Below are 22,667 nucleotides of genomic sequence, written 5' to 3'. Positions count from 1 at the left end.
ATGGAAGAAAAAACTAAACACGGCGGCCACCAACCGGGGCGCCGTCAGTTACTGAAAAGTTTGGGCGCGCTGGGTGGCGCCCTTGCCTTCACCGGTGGTTGCCCCGTGGCGCATGCCGCTAAACAAGAAACGTCGCCTGGCACTTTGCCGCCTGACGCTCGCATGGAAAAGCAGCCGTTTTACGGTGTACATCAGGCAGGCGTGCTAACTCCGCAGCAGGCCTCGATGATGCTGGTTGCCTTCGACGTGTTGGCCAGCGATAAAACCGATCTCGAGCGTTTGTTCAAATTGCTGACCGCACGCTTCGATTTCCTCACCACCGGTGGCCCGGCGCCGGATACGCCAAATCCACGTATGCCGCCAATGGACTCAGGTATTCTTGGGGCGCAAATTTACCCGGATAACCTGACTATCACGCTGTCTGCGGGGACGTCGCTGTTTGACGAACGTTTTGGCCTGCAAGGGCAAAAGCCGAAAAAGCTGCAAAAGATGGAGCGTTTTGCCAATGACTCGCTGGATGCCAGTCTGTGCCACGGTGATTTATTGCTCCAGATTTGCGCCAATACCGCCGACACAGTTATCCACGCCCTGCGCGACATCATCAAACACACGCCGGATTTGCTGAGTGTGCGCTGGAAACGGGAAGGGTTTATCTCTAACCACGCCGCGCGCAGCCGAGGCAAAGAGACGCCTATCAACCTGTTAGGGTTCAAAGACGGAACGGCGAATCCAAATAGCGAAGATAAACCGCTGATGGATAATATTGTGTGGGTGACGCCAGACCAGCAGGAGCCCGCGTGGGCGGTCAGCGGCAGTTATCAGGCCGTGCGCATTATACAGTTCCACGTTGAGTCCTGGGATCGAACGCCGCTTAAAGAGCAGCAGACAATTTTTGGCCGCGATAAACACAGTGGTGCACCGCTCGGCATGAAAAACGAGCACGATGAGCCGGATTATGCAGCCGATCCCAATGGAAATGTGATTGCGCTGGATGCGCATATTCGCCTGGCCAACCCGCGCACGAAAGAGACGCAATCAAATCTGATGATGCGCCGTGGTTATAGCTATTCATTGGGTGTGTCCAAATCCGGGCAGCTGGATATGGGGCTGCTGTTTGTCTGCTTCCAGCACGATCTTGAAAAAGGTTTTCTGGCGGTGCAGCAGCGTCTTAACGGTGAAGCGTTGGAGGAGTATGTGAAGCCGATTGGCGGCGGGTATTTCTTCGTAATGCCGGGTGTTAAAGACAGGGAGCATTATTTAGGGCAGGGGCTGATAGAAGCCTGATCTGGTAATACTGATATCACCGTCATCCTAACCTTCTCCCTTTCGGGAGAAGGGATAGTTCCGAGAGGAAGCTGTGGGTAGTTTTCTCCCACTACTGGGGGAGAGGGGCGGGGTGAGGTCGTCCTGAACTCATATATCCCGTCCCCTTCGCCTATTATTTACTGTTTCCTTTCATTGTTATCACCAGCATAATTTTGCCCTTGATTAACCCGTTCAACATGTCCATTTGAATATTTAAAGCGCAATTCATTATCGATTACGATAATTGAATTGGCTTTTCCCCATGAGACCCATGTAATCTGTGAGCCTCCGGCATGACCTGAGGAAAACCAGTTAGAAATTAAAGGTTTACCACTTGTCAGGTCAAGAATGACATTCATAGCACATCGTGAGCCTGGTTTATCTGGATAACACGGGTCATCTGAAACATACGAAATAGTGGCTTTTGATATGAGATATTTCTTTTCCTTTACGATGTAATCAGCGTTTTCTGTATCTATAACTATGTAATCATCTTTTGCTTTATATATTTCTTTGCCATTAAGCGTAAGGTGAGAGTATCCATCATCAGAATGATACCGTGTTCTCTGTTCGAGAGGGCCTAGAGTTGTATTTATACAGTCTGAAGTCGCAGGGTGACAGTCAGCAAAACTCATTGTAGGGTTGACTAAGAATAGTAGTAGGCTTAATGATTTGTTATTCACAATTATATCACCCTGTAATTTTTTTGGATTTTTAATAGATCAGGTAACTGCTATTTTACATCACTACTATTGCCAGTAGCATCTTTCACTTTAGTAACTCTCTCAATATGTCCATTTGAATATTTAAACCGCAATTCATTATCGATTACGATAATTGAATTGGCCTTTCCCCATGATACCCATGTAATCTGTGAGCCTCCTCCTGATTCAGAAAAAAATTCATTAGAAAATACAGGTTTTCCGCTCGTTAAATCCAGAATAACATTCATACTACAATATGATGTAGATTTATCTGGATTACACGGGGCATCTGAAACATACGAAATAATGGCTTTCGTTATCAGATATTTTTTCTCTTTTAAAGAATAATCCGCATTGCTTGTATTTAAAACCATATAACTGGTTTTTGCCTTATATATATCTTTACCATTCAGGGTTATATGAGAATAGCCGTCTCCAGAATTAACCTTTGACGTTAGTTCAATAATGCCTAATGTTGTGATCTCACAGTCTGAATTAGCAAGACGGCAATCAGAAAAGCTAATGGCAGGAAGAGCTAGAAATAGTAGCGTACTTAATATTTTTTTGTTCATAAGTAACCTTTTGGCTAAATTTTACTCAATATATCAATCAGTTTTGTATCTTCTTGTTTGGGCGGGTTAATTAACTCAGAGCAAAAATAGATACCGAGATTAATATTGTTGTTTATATATTCTGTCAACCATGATCTATGGGCCTTAATATAACCCCCATGAGTTTTACAGTTTTTAGCCGCGGATTTAACCCCAATCTGAGCTTTCAGTAATCTCTCTGCTTTATCTTCGGTTATCTTGTTTTTGATAAATAATTTTGCATCACTTAATCCGAGATGATGAGTCAGATAGATTAATTTAGCTTTCTCGGCGTCGCTCAGTTCGTCAATATTATAACCTGCATTTTTCAGTGATGCTAAATTGGCTATTCCGTAATCCACTGCGGCCATAATTGCATATTCTGGTTTAAATCTGAGATCCAGCCATTGCTGTACAGCATATGACGCTTTGCGTGGATAAGGTGTTTTTCCTGTAATAAAACGTTCTGTTTTGAGTTCATCTAAAGTTTTCCAGACATCAGGAGAGGCTTCAAATTTTTTAGTGTATTTAATTTCGCCTTTTTTGTTTTTTATTTCCACTCCATTTTTATCCAGCATAGGTTTATCTGCTAAAAATCCTTTTTCATAGGCTTTTTCATAGAGATAAGTTCCCTCTCTGAAGGTTTCTGACATCCATGATCCATTTAAAAACTGCGTCATGCCAGCAGCAGAACTTTTATATAAAGTGATTTCGTTCGTGGTGTTCTTCGAGTCAATACAAATGGAGTTCGGGTTCCAGACTCCTCCTGTATATTTTGCCGCTTCTGCACTGATCACTGCTGCAATGCTTTGTGGAATAATTCCGCTTCTCTCGGATGCGGCAATAATTTGGTTCCAGTAAATAATATTTTTGCTTAAAAATAAGTCATAACTGTTCGGGCAGACATGAGTTATATGAATTCTTGGGCCTCCCAGTGGATCTCGACCTGCATCCACTTTGTTAATATCTTTACTTGAATTACCTACACTTCCAGCCGATCCTGTTAAGGCTATGCTTTTGCCTTTCACCCGGACTTTGGGACTGGACAGGATAATGTCGAACTTTCCATATGATGAGGTAAAACTGGCCACCTCTTTTATCTTTCCGGCTGCACTGGAAACAAAAACCTTCAACTCAGCCTCAGCTTTAGTGGTGAGATCTTCTATTTTACCCATTCCATCAGTAATGGATTCATACACATCACCCAGCCCTGATACAATTTTAATTTTCAAACCTGCAATGGGTTGCTCAATTAAATCTTCAAAAGAAAATGACAAAGTGCATTGATCGTCAATTTGTTCATCTCCACTACTTGGGTAAGAGTAGTGCTGCGGTGGGATCTTTATTATCTGCCCTGGATAAATTAATGAGGGGTTCTTCAATCCATTAAAAGAAGTCAGGGCTTCGACGGAACAATAATTTTCCTTAGCAATTTTCCCAAGCGTATCACCCTTATGAACAATAACGCTTTCTTGTTCAGGTGATAATGACTCTATATCGTCGAGGGGGACAGGTTTGTTTTCCTGATCAATATAGCATTTCCAGGCTGCTGACCATCCCAGCAAACCATCGTATTCTTTTGGCTTATTATGTGGTTTATCAAAAATTGGTGTTGGTTGAGAATTCATACTCTTATTACCTTACATAAATGGTTTATACACAAGCTCATTGCTCTGAATACCATCAAGCCCTTTCAGCGATGCAAACATATGATTCAAGTCAGGTTCAGGTTCGGATGATTCAGATCCTGCATGGTTTTGTTGTGGCTCTTGGTTTTCATCTTGCTGTGACCCGGACAACCCACCATCATCATCCTCCAGCGGACTCAGCATCGCCGGTTGCAGCGTCGGGACCGGTGTCCCCGGACTGCCGCCGCCGTTGAGGTTGATTTTCGGCCCCGTGATATCGATGCCCGCAGGGTGAATGACGATAAACGAGGCGCCCACCTGCAGGGTGATTTTGCTTTGGCTTTTCAGGGCAATATCGCCCTGAACGTCAATGCCCAGCGCCCCGGCAATCTTCTGCGCCAGGTCGTCTTTCACCTCCAGGCTGTATTTCCCTTTCACCAGGCTGACGTGGTCTCCGGTGGTGGTGTGCGCCTGCTTTCCTTTTACCGTGATTTTTCTGTCGTTCGCCACGTACAGCGCGTCATCGTGACCAACATTTTCTGTGCGGTCGTGTGCCACCCTCAGCGTCTGGTCATTACCGACGTTTGTCTTCCGGTCATGCGCGACGCTGAGGGTTGTGTCGTGTCCGGCGGCATTTTCTTTGCCCACCGTTACCGTCTGCCCCAGCCCGACGGTGATGCTCTGGTTGTTGCCGATGGTTTCGGTGTGGTCGGCTTTCACCTCCGTGTCACGGTTGTTCAGCACCACCGTCTTCATGTCCTTCTGGGCATGCATCGACAGCAGCTCCTGATTGGTCTCATCCTCGAACATCAGCTCGTTGTAGCCGCTGCCTTTGTAGGTCTGGGAGCGGATAGCCATCTGCGTTCGGGTGCCCGGCAGGTCGCCCGGGGCGCGGTTGCCGGCGTGGTAGGTGCGCCCGGTGATAATCGGCTGGTCCGGGTCGCCGTTGAGGAAATCGACAATCACTTCCTGGCCGACGCGCGGGATGGCGATGTTGCCGAATCCGGCGCCCGCCCACGCCTGCGAGACGCGTATCCAGCACGAGCTTTTCGCATCGGCCTGGTTGTAGCGGTCCCAGGCGAATTTCACCCGCACCCGCCCGTGCTCGTCGCAGAAGATTTCCTCCCCCGGCGGGCCGGTGACGATGGCGCTTTGCGGGCCGTCGACCCGCGGTTTGAGAGGGGGCTGTGCGCGCCAGGTCTGAACGGCGGGGATGACGCTGAAGCTGTTGGTGAGCGTGGTGCCCTGGCCTTCGCTCCCGGTGAGCGCCTGCGGCTGGCTGCCGGTTAACGTACAGGACACCACCTGCCACAGGTCGTTGAGGTCTGCGCGCGGGTGGTCCGTCAGGCTGAAGCAGCGCCCCGGCTGGAGCCGGGGTGAGTTGCTGGTGCCGGTGGCGTAGTCCACGTCGCTGCGCCAGCCCTCCACCTGATATTTCGCAAAATCCGCCCCGCGCTGCGCGTCCTTGAAGCGCCCTGGATAGTCAAAAATCTCGTACACCGCCCGCTGGTTGGGCATCTCCGACGGGCGGTGATTAAACTGCCCGGGCCAGAGCGGGGCTTTGAAGGTGTAGTCCCGGGTGGTGACCTGCGCCGGGCGGATTTGTGCGCGGCGGCAGAAGCTGTTGATGCAGTAGCGGCTGGATTCATTCGCGCCGTTGGGGTTATACGGCAGCGGGTCGAGTCTGCGCAGCACGCGGCTGTCATCGGCGAAGGTCAGTTTCTGCAGGTTGCGCTCCAGATATTCTTCCTCGCAGAAGAAAATCCCCTCTTCGGCGGCCAGCCGGGCGATGAAGTCGAAGTCGGTTTCCTGATACTGGACGCAGAACTCACGGAAAGGGTGCGGGCGGCGGAACAGCGCGTCGTGGGTGAGCACGCCCGTCTCCTTGAGCAGCGTCTGAAAGATGGCGCGGATATCGACATTCTGGAAGCTGCGGCAGTTCTGCCGCTGGGAGCTGCGCCAGAGCTCCGGGCGCATGGTTATGTGATACAGCGTCTGGTGTCTGCCGGTGTTGCCCTGCTCGCAGAAGGTCACGATACCGCGCAGGCGGCGCTTAATCTCCTCGCCCTGCCGGATAATCAGCGTCCCCCCCTGGTCGAGGACTTTACGGAATTCCAGGGCCGGGTTGCTACTGGCGAGGGTCAGCTCAAGGCGAAACAGGGAGGAGAGGGACTGGGTGAGCTGAAAGCCCACCACGGCAAAGGTGTCATCCGGGGTCCGCCCGGCGGTAAAGGTAAAGCGGGTGCCGTCACTGGCCATTTTGTTATTCCTTTCCTGTCCGTGGATGTATTGACCAGGCCATGATGTTTTTTATTAATCATAACTCGGGTAAATATAATAAAATCAAATTGATAGGCAGTTAATTTGGCGTGTAAAAATAGGGCTAGATTGAGATGAAAACCTCGACTTCCATCACAAAACAAAAGATTTAAAAATAGGGAATCGGACATGGAATGACTATGTGTCTGCTTCCCAGGTGGAGGCGCAAATATGTCCCCCTGAAAAAGGGGGGGCATGCCCACCAATACCCAAATCCTTTCCCTGCTAATTTTTCATTTGCTAACAATTTGCCTGCCTGATATTCACCTGATTTCTCTATGGCTATATCTTTGATATAAAACTGTAATAGTTTTATGCCATAACAGAGTGAGGCGCATGGCGAAGCGTAAATGTTGAATTAAAGTGAAATAAAAGTTGCAATTAAGATAAAATTTGATGTACTTAAAGCACTAGCGGTAGTTCCCGGCTGTGAATTTAATCACATTGGAGATCGCGAATGGTAGGGTCCTGTACTGGACGATTGAAAAAACATCTTACCCGCACCAACCAGCGCGGAGGCCTCTCCTCCGGCTTTGCTATCTTCACCGCTAAATTTCCTGATTCCACAACTAACCAACGTGTCAACGATGCGCTAAGCGGCGGCTATCGCCTGACTGGTGCATCCTCTCAACCGGCAGTTACTGGCTTAAAAGGAAGCCAAACCTCATCCGTTAGTAAGCATAATCGCGCCCTATGTAGTGACGCGGGAAATGAAACCAACTGTAAGGTGCCATCCATGGGAAGACAGAAAGCAGTGATCAAAGCTCGTCGTGAAGCAAAACGTGTGCTGAGACGGGATTCGCGCAGCCATCGGCAACGCGAAGAGGAATCGGTCACCACGCTTGTGCAGATGAGCGGCGTAGAATCTATCGGTATGGCAAGAGATTGCCGTGATAACTCCCCAATAGCTGCGCGAAATGAGGCTCAGGAGCACTATCTTAATGCCATCGAGAAAAAGCAGCTGATATTCGCCACCGGTGAAGCTGGATGCGGCAAAACCTATATCAGCGCGGCGAAAGCCGCAGAGGCCCTGATACATAAGGATGTCGACAGGATAATTGTGACCCGACCGGTCCTGCAAGCTGACGAAGATCTCGGCTTCTTACCCGGGGATATTTCGGAAAAATTCGCCCCTTATTTCCGCCCAGTGTATGACATCCTGGTGCGTCGTTTAGGGTCGTCTTTTATGCAGTATTGTCTGCGTCCCGAAATTGGCAAAGTAGAGATTGCGCCGTTCGCCTATATGCGCGGACGTACCTTCGAAAATGCGGTGGTTATTCTTGACGAGGCGCAGAATGTCACCGCCGCGCAAATGAAGATGTTCTTAACTCGTCTCGGGGAAAACGTAACGGTCATCGTCAATGGCGATATCACGCAATGTGATTTGCCACGCGGCGTACAGTCCGGTCTGAGCGACGCTCTGGCGCGTTTTGAAGAGGATGAAATGGTCGGTATCGTTCGTTTTGGCAAACAAGATTGTGTGCGCTCAGCCCTTTGCCAGCGCACGTTGAATGCCTACGACTGATTTCTGGTGTAATAGAATTGTAAAGCCCAAACAGCGTTTGGGCTTTTTTCTTTGCGCGAATTATTTGCCCAAAATGTGAAGGGTATCAAAACGAATGGTCAAGGAGAGACAATTTGTAGAGAATCAGAATTATCCTCCTGCCCAATGCATGCCGTATACTTTCTTCAATCAGAGACGACAGTCTCTCTTCGTAAACCCGCTTTGGAAGGGCAACAATGCGCAGCGGAAGTCCGTTACAGCGTATTGCTACTTGAGGAAGAACTTATGCAAAAGAAGAAAATTTACCTGTTCTGCTCCGCTGGTATGTCAACCTCGCTGTTAGTCTCAAAGATGAAAGCGCAGGCCGAAAAGTATGAAGTGCCGGTAGAGATTGAAGCTTTTTCGGAATCACTGGCAGGTGAGAAGGGCAAGGAAGCAGATGTTGTTTTATTGGGCCCACAAATTGCCTACAAACTTCCGGATATTCAAAGATTGTTGCCCACCAAACCTGTCGAAGTTATTGACTCTGTGATGTACGGTAAAATTGATGGGTTGGGTGTGTTAAAAGCGGCCGTGGCAGCAATTAAGAAAGCGGCGGCAGCACAATAGTACGTATATTTTATTGTTGTAATTATTTTATTTTCCGTCAAAGAGCGACCTTACACCTACAGCCGTAATAGCAATTACGGCTTTCAAGGATATTAATAATATGAGTAAAGTCATTGATTCGCTTGAAAAGGTACTCCTGCCTTTTGCTGTAAAAATAGGAAAGCAGCCGCACGTTAATGCCATTAAAAATGGTTTTATTAAATTAATGCCATTAACCCTGGCTGGGGCAATGTTTGTTCTGATTAACAACGTATTTCTGAGTTTTGGCGCAGGTTCATTTTTTTACTCGTTAGGCATCCGTTTAGACCCCTCGACCATTGAAACCCTAAATGGGTTCAAAGCTATCGGCGGCAATGTGTACAACGGTACACTAGGTATTATGTCGCTGATGGCTCCTTTTTTCATTGGTATGGCGTTAGCCGAAGAGAGAAAAGTCGATCCACTCGCCGCAGGTTTATTATCCGTCGCAGCATTTATGACGGTTACACCTTATAGCGTAGGTGAAGCCTATGCGGTTGGTGCAAACTGGTTAGGTGGTCAAAATATTATTTCCGGTATTATTATCGGTCTGGTCGTTGCTGAGTTATTTACTTTTGTTATTCGTCGAAATTGGGTTATTACGCTGCCGGATAGCGTGCCGACTTCGGTATCGCGTTCATTCTCAGCATTAATTCCAGGTTTTATTATCCTGTCTATTTTCGGGATTATTTCCTGGCTGCTGGCGAATCACGGTAGTAACTTCCACCAGATTATAATGGACTCAATTTCTACACCGCTGGCTTCAATGGGTGGCGTAGTAGGCTGGGCCTATGTGGTGTTCAACTCCCTACTGTGGTTCTTTGGTGTACACGGTTCTCTGGCGCTTACCGCTCTGGACAACGGCATTATGACTCCATGGGCACTGGAAAACATCGCGCTGTATAACCAGTACGGTTCTGTTGATGCGGCGATTGCGGCGGGTAAACAGTTCCACTTCTGGGCGAAACCAATGCTCGACTCCTACATCCTGTTGGGTGGTTCTGGGGCAACGTTGGGTCTGATTATCGCTATCTTTATCGCTTCACGCCGTGCGGATCACCGTCAGGTAGCAAAACTGGCACTGCCATCAGGCATCTTCCAGATTAACGAACCTATCCTGTTCGGTCTGCCAATTATCATGAACCCGGTGATGTTTATCCCGTTCGTCCTGGTGCAGCCGATTCTGGCAGCCATCACGCTCGCGGCTTACTCGATGGGGATTATTCCACCGGTCACTAACCTGGCTCCGTGGACCATGCCTACCGGTTTGGGTGCCTTCTTTAACAGTAACGGCAGTATCGCAGCCCTGTTGGTCGCCTTGTTTAACCTCGGTGTCGCAACGCTCGTGTACATGCCATTCGTTCTTCTCTCTAACAAAGCGCAGGCGGTTATTGAAGAAGAAGAAAGCGAAGAAGATATCGCTAACGCACTGAAATTTTAAGTAGCTTTGGTTGGGGATGCACAATCCCCAACCGCTTTAAAATACCGGGAGAGAATGATGTTCGATCTGGATAGCGTAGTAGAAAACGAAGCCGAAATTAACGATTTAGAAGAAGTGGTGATGGGGTTAATTGTTAACTCCGGCCAGGCTCGCAGCCTTGCTTATACGGCACTGAAAATCGCGAAAACCGGCGACTTTGAGAAAGCGTGGGAATTAATGGATCAATCTCGTCTGGCCGTTAACGAAGCGCATTTGGTGCAAACCAAATTGATTGAAGCGGACCAGGGCGAAGGCAAAACCAAAGTGAGCCTGGTGTTGGTTCATGCACAAGACCACCTGATGACCTCCATGCTTGCACGTGAACTGGTCACAGAACTTATTGAGCTTCATGAGAAAATAAAATAAGTTAAGGAGTTCTAATGCAGCCACCGGTAGTCAGTATGGAAATCAACACGGCACACGAGAGTCAGCTTTTTGATGGTCAACATTTCCACATGTTCATCCACAATAAAGTTGAGAGTGTTTCCGGGTTGCATCAGCATGATTATTATGAATTTACGGTGGTGTTGACAGGACGTTATTATCAGGAAATAAACGGTAAACGTGTGCTGCTGGAAAGAGGGAGTTTTGTTTTCATTCCGCTCGGTTCCTACCATCAAAGTTTTTATGACTTTGGCGCAACGCGAATTCTGAATGTCGGTATCAGCAAAGCTTTTTTTGAACAGCATTACTTACCGTTATTTCCGGCATGTTTTATTGCTTCACAGGTTTATCAGATTAAAAATGAATTTCTGGCTTATATTGAATCTGTGACCGCATCATTAAACTTCCGTCAGGGCGAGTTTAATGAGTTTCTCGAAATGGTGACGTTTTATGTGGTTAACCGCCTGCGTCATCATAAAGAATCTGAGTCAGGCGGTGATATTCCGGTCTGGCTAAAAAACACCGTTGAGCAGATGCATGGCAAAGCGATGTTTGGTGATAAAGCTTTAGTGAATATGGTTGAGCTGTCTGGAAAGTCGCAGGAATATTTAACCCGCGCCACACAGCGCCATTACAGCAAAACACCGATGCAAATTATCAATGAGATAAGAATCGACTTTGCTAAAAAACAGCTGGAAATTACCAACTATTCTGTGACCGATATTGCTTTCGAATCAGGTTACAGCAGCGCCAGTATGTTTATTAAAAACTTTAAAAAGTTAACGTCGTTTACACCGCAGCATTATCGGAAGCAATTATACAGTATTAAATAATCTGTATGCCCATTTTAATTATATATACCCAATAGATTTCAAAGTGCAGGAAGACGGCAAATGAGAGAATCCCGATGAGCTTACTAAAATAAGTTATTCGGGTGAACGAGAGCAGCCAACGCACCTCCAATTTGAAAGATGAAGGGTATATTGCAATAAACTTGTACCGGAGTCCTCATGAGTAAAAAATTGAAAGTCGTCACTATCGGTGGGGGCAGCAGCTATACCCCTGAATTACTCGAAGGTTTTATTAAACGTTACGAAGAATTGCCGATCAGCGAATTATGGCTGGTTGATGTTGAGGCGGGCAAAGAGAAACAAGATATTATCTTTGATCTTTGTTTGCGTATGATCGAACGCGCGGGTGTACCGATTGCACTGTATAAAACACTCGATCGCCGTGAAGCGTTGGTCAATGCCGATTTTGTCACTACCCAATTGCGTGTAGGGCAGCTTAAAGCCCGTGAGCTTGATGAGCGTATTCCGCTCAGCTACGGCTATTTAGGCCAGGAAACCAACGGTGCAGGCGGTCTCTTTAAAGGTCTGCGAACCATTCCAGTGATTTTCGACATCATTAAAGACGTGCAAGAAATTTGCCCGAATGCCTGGGTTATTAACTTCACCAACCCGGCCGGTATGGTGACGGAAGCCGTCTATCGCCACACAGATTTCAAGAAGTTCATCGGCGTATGTAACATCCCGGTGGGCATGAAAATGTTCATCAAAGATGTTTTAAAACTCGCCCCAACCGATGAGCTCAATATCGACCTGTTCGGCCTGAACCATATGGTGTTCATCAAAGATGTGCTGGTTAACGGAACCTCTCGCTTTGATGAACTGCTTGATGGCGTGGCGTCGGGTACGCTGACCGCCGGTTCGGTGAAAAACATTTTTGACTTGCCGTTTAGCGAAGGGCTGATCCGCTCTCTGCGCCTGCTGCCATGCTCTTATTTGCTCTACTACTTCAAGCAAAAAGAGATGCTCGCCATCGAAATGGGCGAATTCTACAAAGGCGGCGCCCGCGCAACGGTTGTGCAGAAAGTTGAGAAACAACTGTTCGAGCTTTACAAAGATCCGGCTTTGAACGTGAAGCCGAAAGAGCTGGAGCTGCGCGGCGGGGCCTATTATTCCGATGCGGCCTGTGAAGTGATCAGCGATATCTACAATGACAAGCAAAGTGAGCACTACGTTAACGTGCCGCACCACGGTCATGTTGATAACATTCCTGCGGACTGGGCGGTTGAAATGACCTGTACCATTGGCCGTGATGGGGCAACACCTTCACCGCGCATCACCCATTTTGATGAAAAAGTGCTGGGCCTTATCTATACCATCAAAGGCTTCGAAGTGGCGGCAAGCGAAGCTGCTCTGAGCGGCAACTTTAATGATGTTCTGCTGGCGCTGAATTTAAGCCCGCTGATCCACTCGGATAAAGACGCTGAGAAAATTGCCCGGGATATGCTGCTTGCACATGAAGCGAATCTGCCAAACTTTGCGCAGGCAATTGCTGCACTTAAATAACCGGAAGCCTTCCCTGTAAAGGGAGGGCTGCCTGGCGAGGCGACAATGGATAAGTTATTAATTGTTAATGCGGACGATTTTGGGCTCTGCAAAGCGCAAAATTACGGAATTATCGAGGCATTTACCCACGGCGTCGTGACATCGACTACCGCAATGGTGAATGCCGCCGGTATTAAACACGCGGTTGAACTGAGTGCAAAACATCCAGGGCTTGGGGTGGGGATGCACTTTGTGCTGACGCTGGGGCGGCCTCTGTCTGCCATGCCTGGGCTTGTGGATGAGAAGGGTGAGCTGGGCAAATGGATTTGGCAGCGAGCAGAAGAGAACGCGCTGCCGCTGTCAGAGATCGAGCATGAGCTGGAATGCCAGTTCGCGCGGTTTATCGAATTGTTTGGCCGTGCGCCAACGCATATTGATAGCCACCACCATGTTCATATGATTCCCCAGATTTACCCCATCGTTGCGGCCTTTGCAAAAGAGAAGGGCATACCCGTGCGTTTCGATTATGACGCGGCTCGGGCATGTGGCATTGAGCTGCACGATGTCAAAACCACTCAGGGTTTTGACAGTGGTTTTTATGGGGATGCGATATCGGAAGCGCTGTTCCTTGAGATTTTGGACCGTGCTATGGCTCGCGACGAGCAATCGTTAGAGATCATGTGCCACCCTTCCTTTATCGATAACACTATTCTGGCGAGCAAGTACTGCTACCCGCGCCTCGCGGAGCTTGATGTGTTAACGGCGGCCTCGCTGAAATATGCAATAGCCGAGCGCGGTTATCGCCTGGCAACGTTTAAAGATCTCTGAGGGCGCAAGGGCGATGGCTCATGCCAATTGCCCTTTTTGCCATTAACGGCTGTCATGAAGATTTTTTCAGCATCACCAGCAGGTTATCGACCACGTCGGGTGCCTGCTCATAAAGATTTAAATTTTCCGGCTGCATCAACCAGTTCTTGATGATACCGCTGAAGTAACCCTGGATAAGGGTTATAGTCAGTTCAATATTGGTATTAACCGGAATCTGCCCTTTCGAAATACAATTCCGCAATATTTTTTTCACTCTCTCGCGATTAAACCAATATCGTTCTCTAATTTCTCTCTCAGAATACATTTCACCTGTAAATTCGCATGAATGGTAAAGAATTTGTAATAACTCATGCTGGCGGCGGTCTGTGGAGATAACTTTTAATGTTTCAATGGTTACCTCTCGTAATAACTGTAAATCATCATCCTGAAATTTAGGTTTCAGTTTTCTTCTTATTTCCTGAGAGATGCAGGGCTGAATATTCCATATTTCATTGAAAAGAGAAATTTTGCTATCAAAATGCCAGTAGATAGCACCGCGAGTCATGCCCGCCGCGTCTGCAATATCCGCAAGAGTGGTGGTTGAGACGCCTTTTTTAGCAAATAGTGTGATAGCAACATCAATCAGATGCTGACGCGTTTTTAGCGCATCTGCTTTTGTTTTTCTTGCCATGATAAATAAACCCTTCGTGTAGGTTGGTTACAAGAATTAACAGATTTAAATATTGTTCTTCTTATTGGTTATTCATCTAATTAAAAAACGAATTATTGTGGGCTTTAAATTTTTCTATGTCCAGTGGCGAAATGGCGCGTTATACATACACGAACGAATAATTAATTGATAAAGCCTCTGTTAAACTCCTCTTCTCTATATCCATTACAGAGCTAGACCTTTAACAGGGAATTTTTCTACATGGCTAAGTTTTTTATCGAGCGCCCCATATTTGCCTGGGTGCTGGCGATCATTTTGATGCTGGCCGGTGTGCTGTCCATTATCAATTTGCCGGTGGCGCAGTACCCGACAATAGCCCCTCCTGCGGTGGCTATTAACGCAACTTATCCAGGCGCTGATGCCAGTACCGTTCAGGATACGGTGACGCAAGTCATTGAACAGAATATGAACGGCCTGGACAACCTGATGTACATGTCTTCCACAAGCGATGCCTCGGGCAGCGTGACCGTGACGCTGACGTTTAAATCAGGTACCGACCCGGATATTGCTCAGGTTCAGGTGCAAAATAAACTGCAACTCGCCATGCCTTTATTGCCGCAAGAAGTGCAGCAGCAGGGGATAAGCGTTAAGAAATCTTCCAGTAGTTTCCTGATGGTGGCTGGTTTTATCTCTCAAGACGGCAGCATGAGTCAGGATGATATTGCAGACTATATTTCCTCGAATATTAAAGATCCCATTAGTCGTACGGCAGGGGTCGGTGATGTGCAGTTATTCGGCGCGCAGTATGCGATGCGTATCTGGCTCGACCCCAACCAACTCAATAAATATCAGCTCACTACACTTGATGTGATCAACCAGATTAGAACCCAGAATGCGCAGGTAGCCGCCGGGCAACTGGGGGGAACGCCTGCTATGCCGGGCCAACAGCTCAACGCATCTATTATTGCCCAGACGCGTTTACGCGATCCGGAGCAATTTGGGCATGTCCTGCTGAAGGTGCAGCCAGACGGTTCCAAAGTTGAATTGCGCGATGTCGGGCGCATTGAGTTGGGGGGGGAAAACTACAACGTTATTGCCCGTTACAACGGAAAACCCGCCGCTGGTCTGGGAATTAAACTTGCCACCGGCGCGAACGCGCTCGATACCGCCAAAGCGGTGCAGACACAAATGGCCCACTTACAGCCCTATTTCCCGCACGGGTTGAGCGTCGTCTACACCTACGATACGACACCGTTTGTCAAAATCTCTATTCGCGAAGTATTCAAAACGCTGCTCGAAGCCATCGTGCTGGTGTTCCTGGTGATGTATCTGTTTTTACAGAACATCCGCGCCACGCTGATCCCTACTATAGCCGTGCCGGTTGTGCTGCTGGGCACTTTCTCAGTTCTTGCGGCGTTCGGTTACTCCATCAATACCTTAACGATGTTCGGCATGGTGCTGGCGATAGGTTTGCTGGTGGATGACGCCATTGTGGTGGTGGAAAACGTTGAACGCGTGATGGTGGAAGAGGGCTTGCCTCCGAAAGAGGCCACCCAAAAATCGATGGGGCAAATACAGGGCGCGCTGGTAGGGATTGCGATGGTGCTGTCGGCGGTATTCATTCCGATGGCATTTTTTGGCGGTTCGACCGGCATTATCTACCGCCAGTTCTCAATCACCATTGTTTCGGCGATGGCGCTGTCCGTATTGGTTGCGCTGATTTTAACCCCCGCGCTGTGCGCCACATTGCTTAAACCGGTTGCTAAAGGCAGCCACGGTAAAACCACCGGTTTGTTTGGCTGGTTTAACGCCCGCTTTGAGCAAAGCACCCATCATTACACCGACAGCGTGAAGCAGATATTGCGCCGAACCGGCCGCTACATGGCGCTTTATGTGCTGATCGTGGCGGGAATGGCGGCGCTGTTCCTTCATTTACCGACCTCATTTTTACCCGAAGAAGATCAGGGTGTTTTCCTCACCATGGTGACGTTACCTGCAGGAGCCACGCAGGCCAGAACCGAGAAAATCATGGATCAGATAACCCATTACTATCTGACCAAAGAGTCCGCCAATGTCGAATCAGTATTTACCGTTAACGGCTTTAGCTTCAGCGGTAAAGGCCAGAATAACGGCCTGGCCTTTGTGCGACTAAAAGACTGGGATAAGCGCCCGGGCAAAGAAAATGAAGTGACCGCCATCGTGGGGCGAGCAACGCGGGCGTTTAGCCAGATTCACGACGGAATGGTTTTCGCCTTTAACTTACCGGCTATCACCGAGCTGGGCACCGCCACCGGTTTTGACTTTGAATTAATCGACCAGGCAAGCCTCGGGCATAACGCCCTCACGCAGGCGCGCAACCAACTGCTGGGCATGATTTCGAAGCATCCGGATATGTTAGTACGCGTGCGCCCGAACGGCCTGGAAGATACGCCGCAGTTTAAGCTGGAAATCGATCAGGAGAAGGCGCAGGCGCTGGGCGTCAGTATTTCTGATATTAACCAGACGATTGCCACCGGTCTGGGCAGTACTTACGTGAATGACTTTATCGACCATGGTCGTGTGAAAAAGGTTTACCTCCAGGGGCGGCCATCGAGCCGCATGCTGCCGCAAGACATCAATAGCTGGTATGTGCGCGGCAGCAGCGGGCAAATGGTGCCTTTTTCCGCTTTTGCCAGCGCGCACTGGATTTACGGCTCGCCGCGCCTTGAACGTTACAATGGCCTGCCTTCCATGGAAATTCTTGGGGAAGCGACGCCGGGCAAAAGTACCGGCGAAGCGATGTTACTGATGGAAGATTTGGCGGCGAAATTACCGACCGGTATCGGCTTTGACTGGACCGGCATGTCGTATCAGGAACGGTTGTCCGGCAACCAGGCCCCGGCGCTGTACGCCATCTCTTTATTGGTCGTCTTTTTATGTCTGGCCGCACTCTATGAGAGCTGGTCCATTCCCTTCTCCGTCATGCTGGTGGTGCCGCTTGGGGTCGTGGGGGCGCTGCTTGCCGCCACGCTACGCGGGATGAATAACGACGTCTATTTCCAGGTCGGGCTCCTGACCACCATCGGCTTGTCGGCCAAAAACGCCATTCTTATCGTCGAGTTTGCAAAAGACCTGATGGATAAAGAAGGCAAAGGGCTTATTGAGGCAACGCTCGACGCGGTGCGGATGCGCCTGCGCCCGATTCTCATGACTTCGCTGGCCTTTATTCTCGGCGTACTGCCGCTGGTTATCAGCAGCGGGGCGGGGAGTGGTGCGCAAAACGCCGTGGGTACCGGGGTGATGGGGGGAATGGTTTCCGCCACGCTGCTGGCAGTCTTTTTTGTCCCGGTCTTCTTTGTGGTGATAAGCCGCCGTTTTGGTAAAGCCAAATAACAGATATTCATGGCCGACGGGTTTCGCAATCACCCGACGGCTGAAAGTTTTAATTCAAGAATCATGCTTTAAGGAATAGTAATGAAGAAATATGGCGAGTTCATCATCCTGCCTTCTGTGCTTTTGATCGCGGCGGGAGTATTAACGGGTTGTAATGATAAAGGCGACGAAAAGGCACAGTTGCCTACGCCGCAAGTCAATGTGTATACCGTTAAAGCAGCCCCGCTGGCTGTGACAACTGAACTTCCCGGACGTACTGACGCCTTTCGTGTAGCGGAAGTTCGCCCGCAGGTGAGCGGTATTATCCTGAAACGTAATTTCGTCGAAGGGAGTGATATCGTTGCGGGAAATTCTCTCTATCAAATCGATCCAGCCCCTTACCAGGCCGCATGGAATAGTGCGCAAGGCGCGCTTGCCAAGGCGCAGGCAGCAGCGAATATCGCGCATCTGACCGTTAAACGTTACCTGCCATTGCTGGGGACAAAATATATCAGTCATCAGGAATATGATCAGGCCGTCGCCACCGCTCAGCAGGCAGATGCAGAAGTCACGGCGGCGAAGGCGGAGGTGGAAAATGCGCGCATTAACCTCGCTTACACCAAAGTCAGTTCGCCGATTGATGGGCGCATCGGCAAATCCAATGTTACCGAAGGGGCGCTGGTCACTAACGGCCAGGCGTCATCTATGGCAACCGTGCAGCAGCTCGACCCGATCTATGTGGATGTCACCCAATCGAGCAATGATTTTATGCAGTTGAAACAGTCGGTTGAGCAGGGCAGCCTGAAAAAAGCAAACGGCAAAACTGCGGTACAACTGATGATGGAAGATGGTCAGCCGTATCCGTTAAGCGGCGAGCTGGAGTTTTCAGATGTGACCGTTGATCAAAGCACCGGCTCCATTACTTTACGTGCCGTGTTCCCAAACCCACAGCATCAGTTACTGCCTGGTATGTATGTGCGGGCAAAAATTGATGAAGGCATTCAGCCGCAGGCGATTTTAGTGCCGCAACAGGGGGTAACGCGTAACCCACGCGGTGATGCCACTGTGATGCTGGTAGGTCAGGACAATAAAGCAGAAGTCCGTGAAGTCATGGCCCCGCAGGCAATTGGCGATCAATGGCTGATTACGAAAGGCGTTAAGCCCGGCGATAAAGTGATCGTCAGCGGGCTGCAACGCGTTCGCCCTGGTGTTGCAGTGCAGGTCGTGCCGGATAGCGCTCCTGTGCAAAAACACTAAGGTTTCGGGAAATGGCTAAGTTTTTCATTGAACGACCAATTTTTGCCTGGGTACTGGCGATCATTTTGATGATTGCCGGTGCACTTGCGATCCTCCAGTTGCCTGTCGCCCAGTATCCGACGATTGCGCCTCCGGCTGTTGCGGTGACGGCGACCTACCCAGGCGCGGACGCTCAAACGGTGCAGGACACCGTAACCCAGGTTATCGAACAGAATATGAACGGCATCGATAACCTGATGTACATGTCTTCCACCAGTGATTCTGCGGGTGGCGTGACGATCACTCTGACCTTTAAATCAGGCACCAGCCCGGATATCGCTCAGGTTCAGGTGCAGAATAAATTGCAGTTGGCGATGCCGTTGCTGCCGCAAGAAGTCCAGCAGCAGGGGATTAGCGTTGAGAAATCATCGAACAGTTTCTTGCTGGTGGCCGGGTTTATTTCTGATAACCCCAACCTTACCCAGGATGATATTTCCGACTATGTGGCATCCAACATTAAAGATGCGATTAGCCGAACCAACGGGGTAGGGGATGTTCAGCTATTTGGTGCGCAGTATGCGATGCGTATCTGGCTTAATGCGGATGCGTTGAATAAATACCAGCTCAACCCCGGTGATGTGGTTAATCAACTGAAATTGCAAAACGACCAGGTTGCCGCCGGGCAATTAGGTGGCACGCCTGCGGTTAAAAATCAGCAGCTTAACGCATCTATCATTGCCCAGACACGTTTACGCGACCCGATTGAGTTTGGCAAAGTGACGCTGAAAGTGAACCCGGATGGCTCGGTGGTGCATTTAAGCGACGTGGCACGTATTGAGTTGGGCGGTGAAAACTACAATACGGTGGCGAAGATTAACGGGCAGGCCGCAGCAGGCCTAGGTATTAAGCTTGCTACAGGGGCGAATGCGCTGGATACCGCTGCCGGTATAAAAGCAAAACTGGCCTCGTTACAGCCTTACTTCCCGCAAGGGATGAAAATCGTTTACCCGTACGACACCACCCCCTTTGTGAAGATATCCATCCATGAAGTGGTGAAAACGCTGTTTGAGGCCATCATCCTGGTCTTCCTGGTGATGTATCTCTTCCTGCAAAATCTGCGTGCGACATTAATTCCCACCATTGCGGTGCCGGTTGTTTTACTGGGGACATTCGCCGTTCTTTCTGCGTTTGGTTATTCGATCAATACCCTCACCATGTTTGGTATGGTGCTGGCGATTGGCCTGCTGGTCGACGATGCAATTGTGGTGGTAGAAAACGTCGAGCGCGTGATGGTCGAAGATCATCTTTCCCCGAAAGAAGCCACCAAAAAATCGATGGAGCAGATTCAGGGCGCGCTGGTGGGGATTGCCATGGTGCTGTCGGCGGTATTTATTCCGATGGCCTTCTTTGGCGGTTCAACCGGGGCAATATACCGTCAATTCTCAATAACTATTGTTTCGGCGATGGCGCTCTCCGTGTTGGTGGCGTTGATTCTGACGCCTGCCCTGTGCGCGACGTTGCTTAAACCAATCGATTCCCAAACCCATGAAAAAACCGGTTTCTTCGGCTGGTTTAACAATAAATTTAACCAAAGCGCTCATCACTACACCGACAGCGTCAGCAATATTTTAGGCAGTACCGGGCGCTATCTGCTGCTGTACCTGATTATTGTCGTTGGGATGGCGGTGTTATTTTTGCGTCTGCCTACCTCATTCCTGCCCGAAGAGGACCAGGGCGTGTTTATGACCATGGTGCAACTTCCTGCGGGTGCGACCCAGGAAAGAACGCAAAAAGTGCTCGACCAGGTAACGCATTATTATCTGGATACCGAAAAGGCCAACGTTGAATCGGTGTTTACCGTTAACGGTTTTAGCTTCAGCGGGCAGGGGCAAAACTCCGGGATTGCGTTTATTAGCCTGAAACCCTGGGATGAACGCTCCGGCAAGGAGAACGCTGTGGGTGCCATCGTTGAACGCGCCACCAAAGCCTTCAGCAAAATTCGTGATGGCCTGGTCTTCCCGTTTAACTTACCCGCCATTATGGAGCTGGGTACAGCCACCGGTTTTGACTTTGAACTGATCGACCAGGCAAACCTCGGCCATCAGCAGCTAACCAGTGCGCGTAATGAGCTGATGGGCATGGTGGCAAAACATCCTGATATGTTGACGCGTGTGCGCCCGAATGGGCTTGAGGACACCCCTCAATACAAGCTGGAAATCGATCAGGAAAAAGCGCAGTCCCTGGGGATTAGCCTTGCGGATATCAACCAGACCATTGCCAGCGCGTTGGGCGGCACCTATGTGAACGACTTTATCGATCACGGGCGTGTGAAAAAGGTGTATGTGCAGGCGGATGCGCGTTTTCGCATGTTGCCGCAGGATATTAATAATCTGTATGTGCGCAGCAGTAACGGGCAGATGGCGCCGCTCTCGGCTTTCTCTTCCTCCCATTGGATGTACGGATCGCCGCGCCTTGAGCGCTACAACGGTTTGCCATCCATGGAACTGCTGGGCGAGGCGGCTCCGGGGAAAAGTACCGGTGAGGCGATGGTGCTTATGGAGCAACTGGCGTCTAAGCTGCCGTCCGGGATTGGCTATGACTGGACGGGCATGTCGTATCAGGAAAGGCTTTCTGGAAACCAGGCCCCGGCGCTATACGCTATCTCGTTAGTGGTGGTGTTCCTGTGTCTGGCGGCTCTTTATGAGAGCTGGTCGATACCGTTCTCGGTGATGCTGGTGGTGCCGCTGGGCGTGGTTGGGGCATTAGTCGCCGCTGCGATGCGCGGTTTGAATAATGACGTCTATTTCCAGGTCGGGCTGCTGACGACGATTGGCCTGTCGGCGAAAAACGCAATTTTGATTGTGGAATTCGCGAAGGATCTGATGGAAAAAGAGGGCAAAGGCTTAATTGAAGCCACGCTCGATGCGGTGCGCATGCGTCTGCGGCCAATTCTGATGACATCGCTGGCGTTTATTCTGGGGGTAATGCCGCTGGTATTAAGCCGTGGGGCCGGGAGCGGGGCGCAAAACGCTGTCGGGACGGGGGTCATGGGCGGGATGTTGTCAGCGACATTGCTGGCTATCTTCTTTGTACCGGTGTTCTTTGTCGTGATACGAGAGCGATTTAGTAAGCGTAAATCGGATTAACACTCATCAACCCGGACTTAGGTTCGGGTTTTTTTATGCTTTGCGGGGGCGGTTGATGAATTTTGGGCGAAAAAAAGCCTGAACGTGAATTCAGACTTTCTCTAGGAATGTGGCGGTGAGAGAGGGGCTGACTGCGCTGCGCTTGCCCTGCGGGCGTCATGGACGCAAGCGCCCCTGACGTCCAAATGCTAAAGCATTTGTCGAACCTCGGGTCGAGGGTTCTCACCCGTCTCTCCACGGGTTTCGGGCGAAAAAAAAGCCCGCATTGATATGCGAGCTCTTCTTTAAATGTGGCGGTGAGAGAGGGGTTCGAACCCTCGATACGTTGCCGTATACACACTTTCCAGGCGTGCTCCTTCAGCCACTCGGACACCTCACCGTTTTGTTTCTGCTGCCAACATCTGGGGGCAACGGGGCGCTACTATAGGGATACGACCGCATTCGGTCAAGTTTAATCTTCTGTTTGTGTACCGTTCGGTTAAGGTATGAACGATGCAGGGTTACGGGCGAAAAAAAAGTCTGAACGTGAATTCAGACTTTCTCTTGAAATGTGGCGGTGAGAGAGGGGCTGACTGCGCTGCGC

General features: G+C 49.5%; 16 protein-coding genes and 1 tRNA gene. 11 read left to right on the top strand and 6 right to left on the bottom strand.

All coding sequences use genetic code 11. The features are described from left to right. Window positions 1–1,284 (top strand): iron uptake transporter deferrochelatase/peroxidase subunit, encoded by a 1,284-nt coding sequence (efeB, locus tag AB1E22_RS02040; RefSeq protein WP_367593851.1) that lies wholly within the window; start codon window positions 1–3, stop codon window positions 1,282–1,284. 158 nt (window positions 1,285–1,442) lie between these two features. Here the strand turns inward: efeB and AB1E22_RS02035 are convergent, their stop codons facing one another. The 4 genes from AB1E22_RS02035 to tssI are packed head-to-tail and all read right to left on the bottom strand — an operon-like array spanning window position 1,443 to window position 6,486. Beyond that, on the bottom strand, window positions 1,443–1,988 hold the full coding sequence (locus AB1E22_RS02035) for a hypothetical protein (RefSeq protein ID WP_367593850.1): 546 nt from the start codon (window positions 1,986–1,988) through the stop codon (window positions 1,443–1,445). 50 nt (window positions 1,989–2,038) lie between these two features. Continuing rightward, complete coding sequence (locus tag AB1E22_RS02030) at window positions 2,039–2,581, bottom strand: hypothetical protein (protein WP_367593849.1); 543 nt, start codon at window positions 2,579–2,581, stop codon at window positions 2,039–2,041. A 14-nt stretch (window positions 2,582–2,595) separates the two neighbouring features. After that, window positions 2,596–4,227 (bottom strand): LysM peptidoglycan-binding domain-containing protein, encoded by a 1,632-nt coding sequence (locus AB1E22_RS02025; RefSeq protein WP_367593848.1) that lies wholly within the window; start codon window positions 4,225–4,227, stop codon window positions 2,596–2,598. Window positions 4,228–4,239: 12 nt separating this feature from the next. Then, on the bottom strand, window positions 4,240–6,486 hold the full coding sequence (tssI, locus tag AB1E22_RS02020) for a type VI secretion system Vgr family protein (RefSeq protein ID WP_367593847.1): 2,247 nt from the start codon (window positions 6,484–6,486) through the stop codon (window positions 4,240–4,242). A gap of 796 nt (window positions 6,487–7,282) precedes the next feature. Here tssI and phoH point away from each other — a divergent pair. From phoH to chbG, 7 genes are all read left to right on the top strand, one after another. Then, window positions 7,283–8,071 (top strand): phosphate starvation-inducible protein PhoH, encoded by a 789-nt coding sequence (phoH, locus tag AB1E22_RS02015; protein WP_367593846.1) that lies wholly within the window; start codon window positions 7,283–7,285, stop codon window positions 8,069–8,071. A gap of 264 nt (window positions 8,072–8,335) precedes the next feature. Further along, on the top strand, window positions 8,336–8,659 hold the full coding sequence (locus AB1E22_RS02010) for a PTS sugar transporter subunit IIB (RefSeq protein ID WP_367593845.1): 324 nt from the start codon (window positions 8,336–8,338) through the stop codon (window positions 8,657–8,659). A 100-nt stretch (window positions 8,660–8,759) separates the two neighbouring features. Beyond that, window positions 8,760–10,118, top strand: coding sequence for a PTS N,N'-diacetylchitobiose transporter subunit IIC (gene chbC, locus AB1E22_RS02005; RefSeq protein WP_367593844.1), 1,359 nt, complete (start codon window positions 8,760–8,762; stop codon window positions 10,116–10,118). 57 nt (window positions 10,119–10,175) lie between these two features. Continuing rightward, window positions 10,176–10,523 carry a PTS N,N'-diacetylchitobiose transporter subunit IIA gene (gene chbA / locus AB1E22_RS02000; protein WP_367593843.1) on the top strand — a complete coding sequence of 116 codons (348 nt, stop codon included), beginning with the start codon at window positions 10,176–10,178 and terminating at the stop codon, window positions 10,521–10,523. A gap of 14 nt (window positions 10,524–10,537) precedes the next feature. Then, a complete protein-coding gene (gene chbR / locus AB1E22_RS01995) occupies window positions 10,538–11,374 on the top strand; it encodes a transcriptional regulator ChbR (protein WP_367593842.1) in 837 nt (278 codons plus the stop codon). Between the two features lie 177 nt (window positions 11,375–11,551). Then, window positions 11,552–12,895 (top strand): 6-phospho-beta-glucosidase, encoded by a 1,344-nt coding sequence (locus tag AB1E22_RS01990; RefSeq protein WP_367593841.1) that lies wholly within the window; start codon window positions 11,552–11,554, stop codon window positions 12,893–12,895. Between the two features lie 45 nt (window positions 12,896–12,940). Continuing rightward, complete coding sequence (gene chbG, locus AB1E22_RS01985; protein ID WP_367593840.1) at window positions 12,941–13,702, top strand: chitin disaccharide deacetylase; 762 nt, start codon at window positions 12,941–12,943, stop codon at window positions 13,700–13,702. Window positions 13,703–13,754: 52 nt separating this feature from the next. Here the strand turns inward: chbG and envR are convergent, their stop codons facing one another. Further along, on the bottom strand, window positions 13,755–14,372 hold the full coding sequence (gene envR, locus AB1E22_RS01980) for an acrEF/envCD operon transcriptional regulator (protein WP_367593839.1): 618 nt from the start codon (window positions 14,370–14,372) through the stop codon (window positions 13,755–13,757). Window positions 14,373–14,612: 240 nt separating this feature from the next. On the opposite strand from envR, the gene AB1E22_RS01975 reads away from it, so the two are divergent. The 3 genes from AB1E22_RS01975 to AB1E22_RS01965 all read left to right on the top strand — a co-directional run bounded on the left by AB1E22_RS01975 (window position 14,613) and on the right by AB1E22_RS01965 (window position 22,084). Continuing rightward, window positions 14,613–17,723: an efflux RND transporter permease subunit gene (locus tag AB1E22_RS01975; protein ID WP_367593838.1), complete on the top strand. Its 3,111-nt coding sequence runs from the start codon at window positions 14,613–14,615 to the stop codon at window positions 17,721–17,723. 81 nt (window positions 17,724–17,804) lie between these two features. Next, window positions 17,805–18,959, top strand: coding sequence for an efflux RND transporter periplasmic adaptor subunit (locus AB1E22_RS01970; RefSeq protein ID WP_367593837.1), 1,155 nt, complete (start codon window positions 17,805–17,807; stop codon window positions 18,957–18,959). Between the two features lie 11 nt (window positions 18,960–18,970). Then, complete coding sequence (locus AB1E22_RS01965; protein ID WP_367593836.1) at window positions 18,971–22,084, top strand: efflux RND transporter permease subunit; 3,114 nt, start codon at window positions 18,971–18,973, stop codon at window positions 22,082–22,084. Window positions 22,085–22,375: 291 nt separating this feature from the next. On the opposite strand, the gene AB1E22_RS01960 is transcribed toward AB1E22_RS01965, so the two are convergent. Further along, window positions 22,376–22,463: transfer RNA gene (locus AB1E22_RS01960), tRNA-Ser, on the bottom strand. Window positions 22,464–22,667: the final 204 nt, after the last annotated feature.

Source organism: Buttiauxella gaviniae (assembly GCF_040786275.1).
Taxonomy (GTDB): Bacteria; Pseudomonadota; Gammaproteobacteria; order Enterobacterales; family Enterobacteriaceae; genus Buttiauxella; species Buttiauxella gaviniae_A.
Note: the sequence above shows the minus strand (reverse complement) of the source record. Positions and strands in the feature narration are given on the sequence as shown.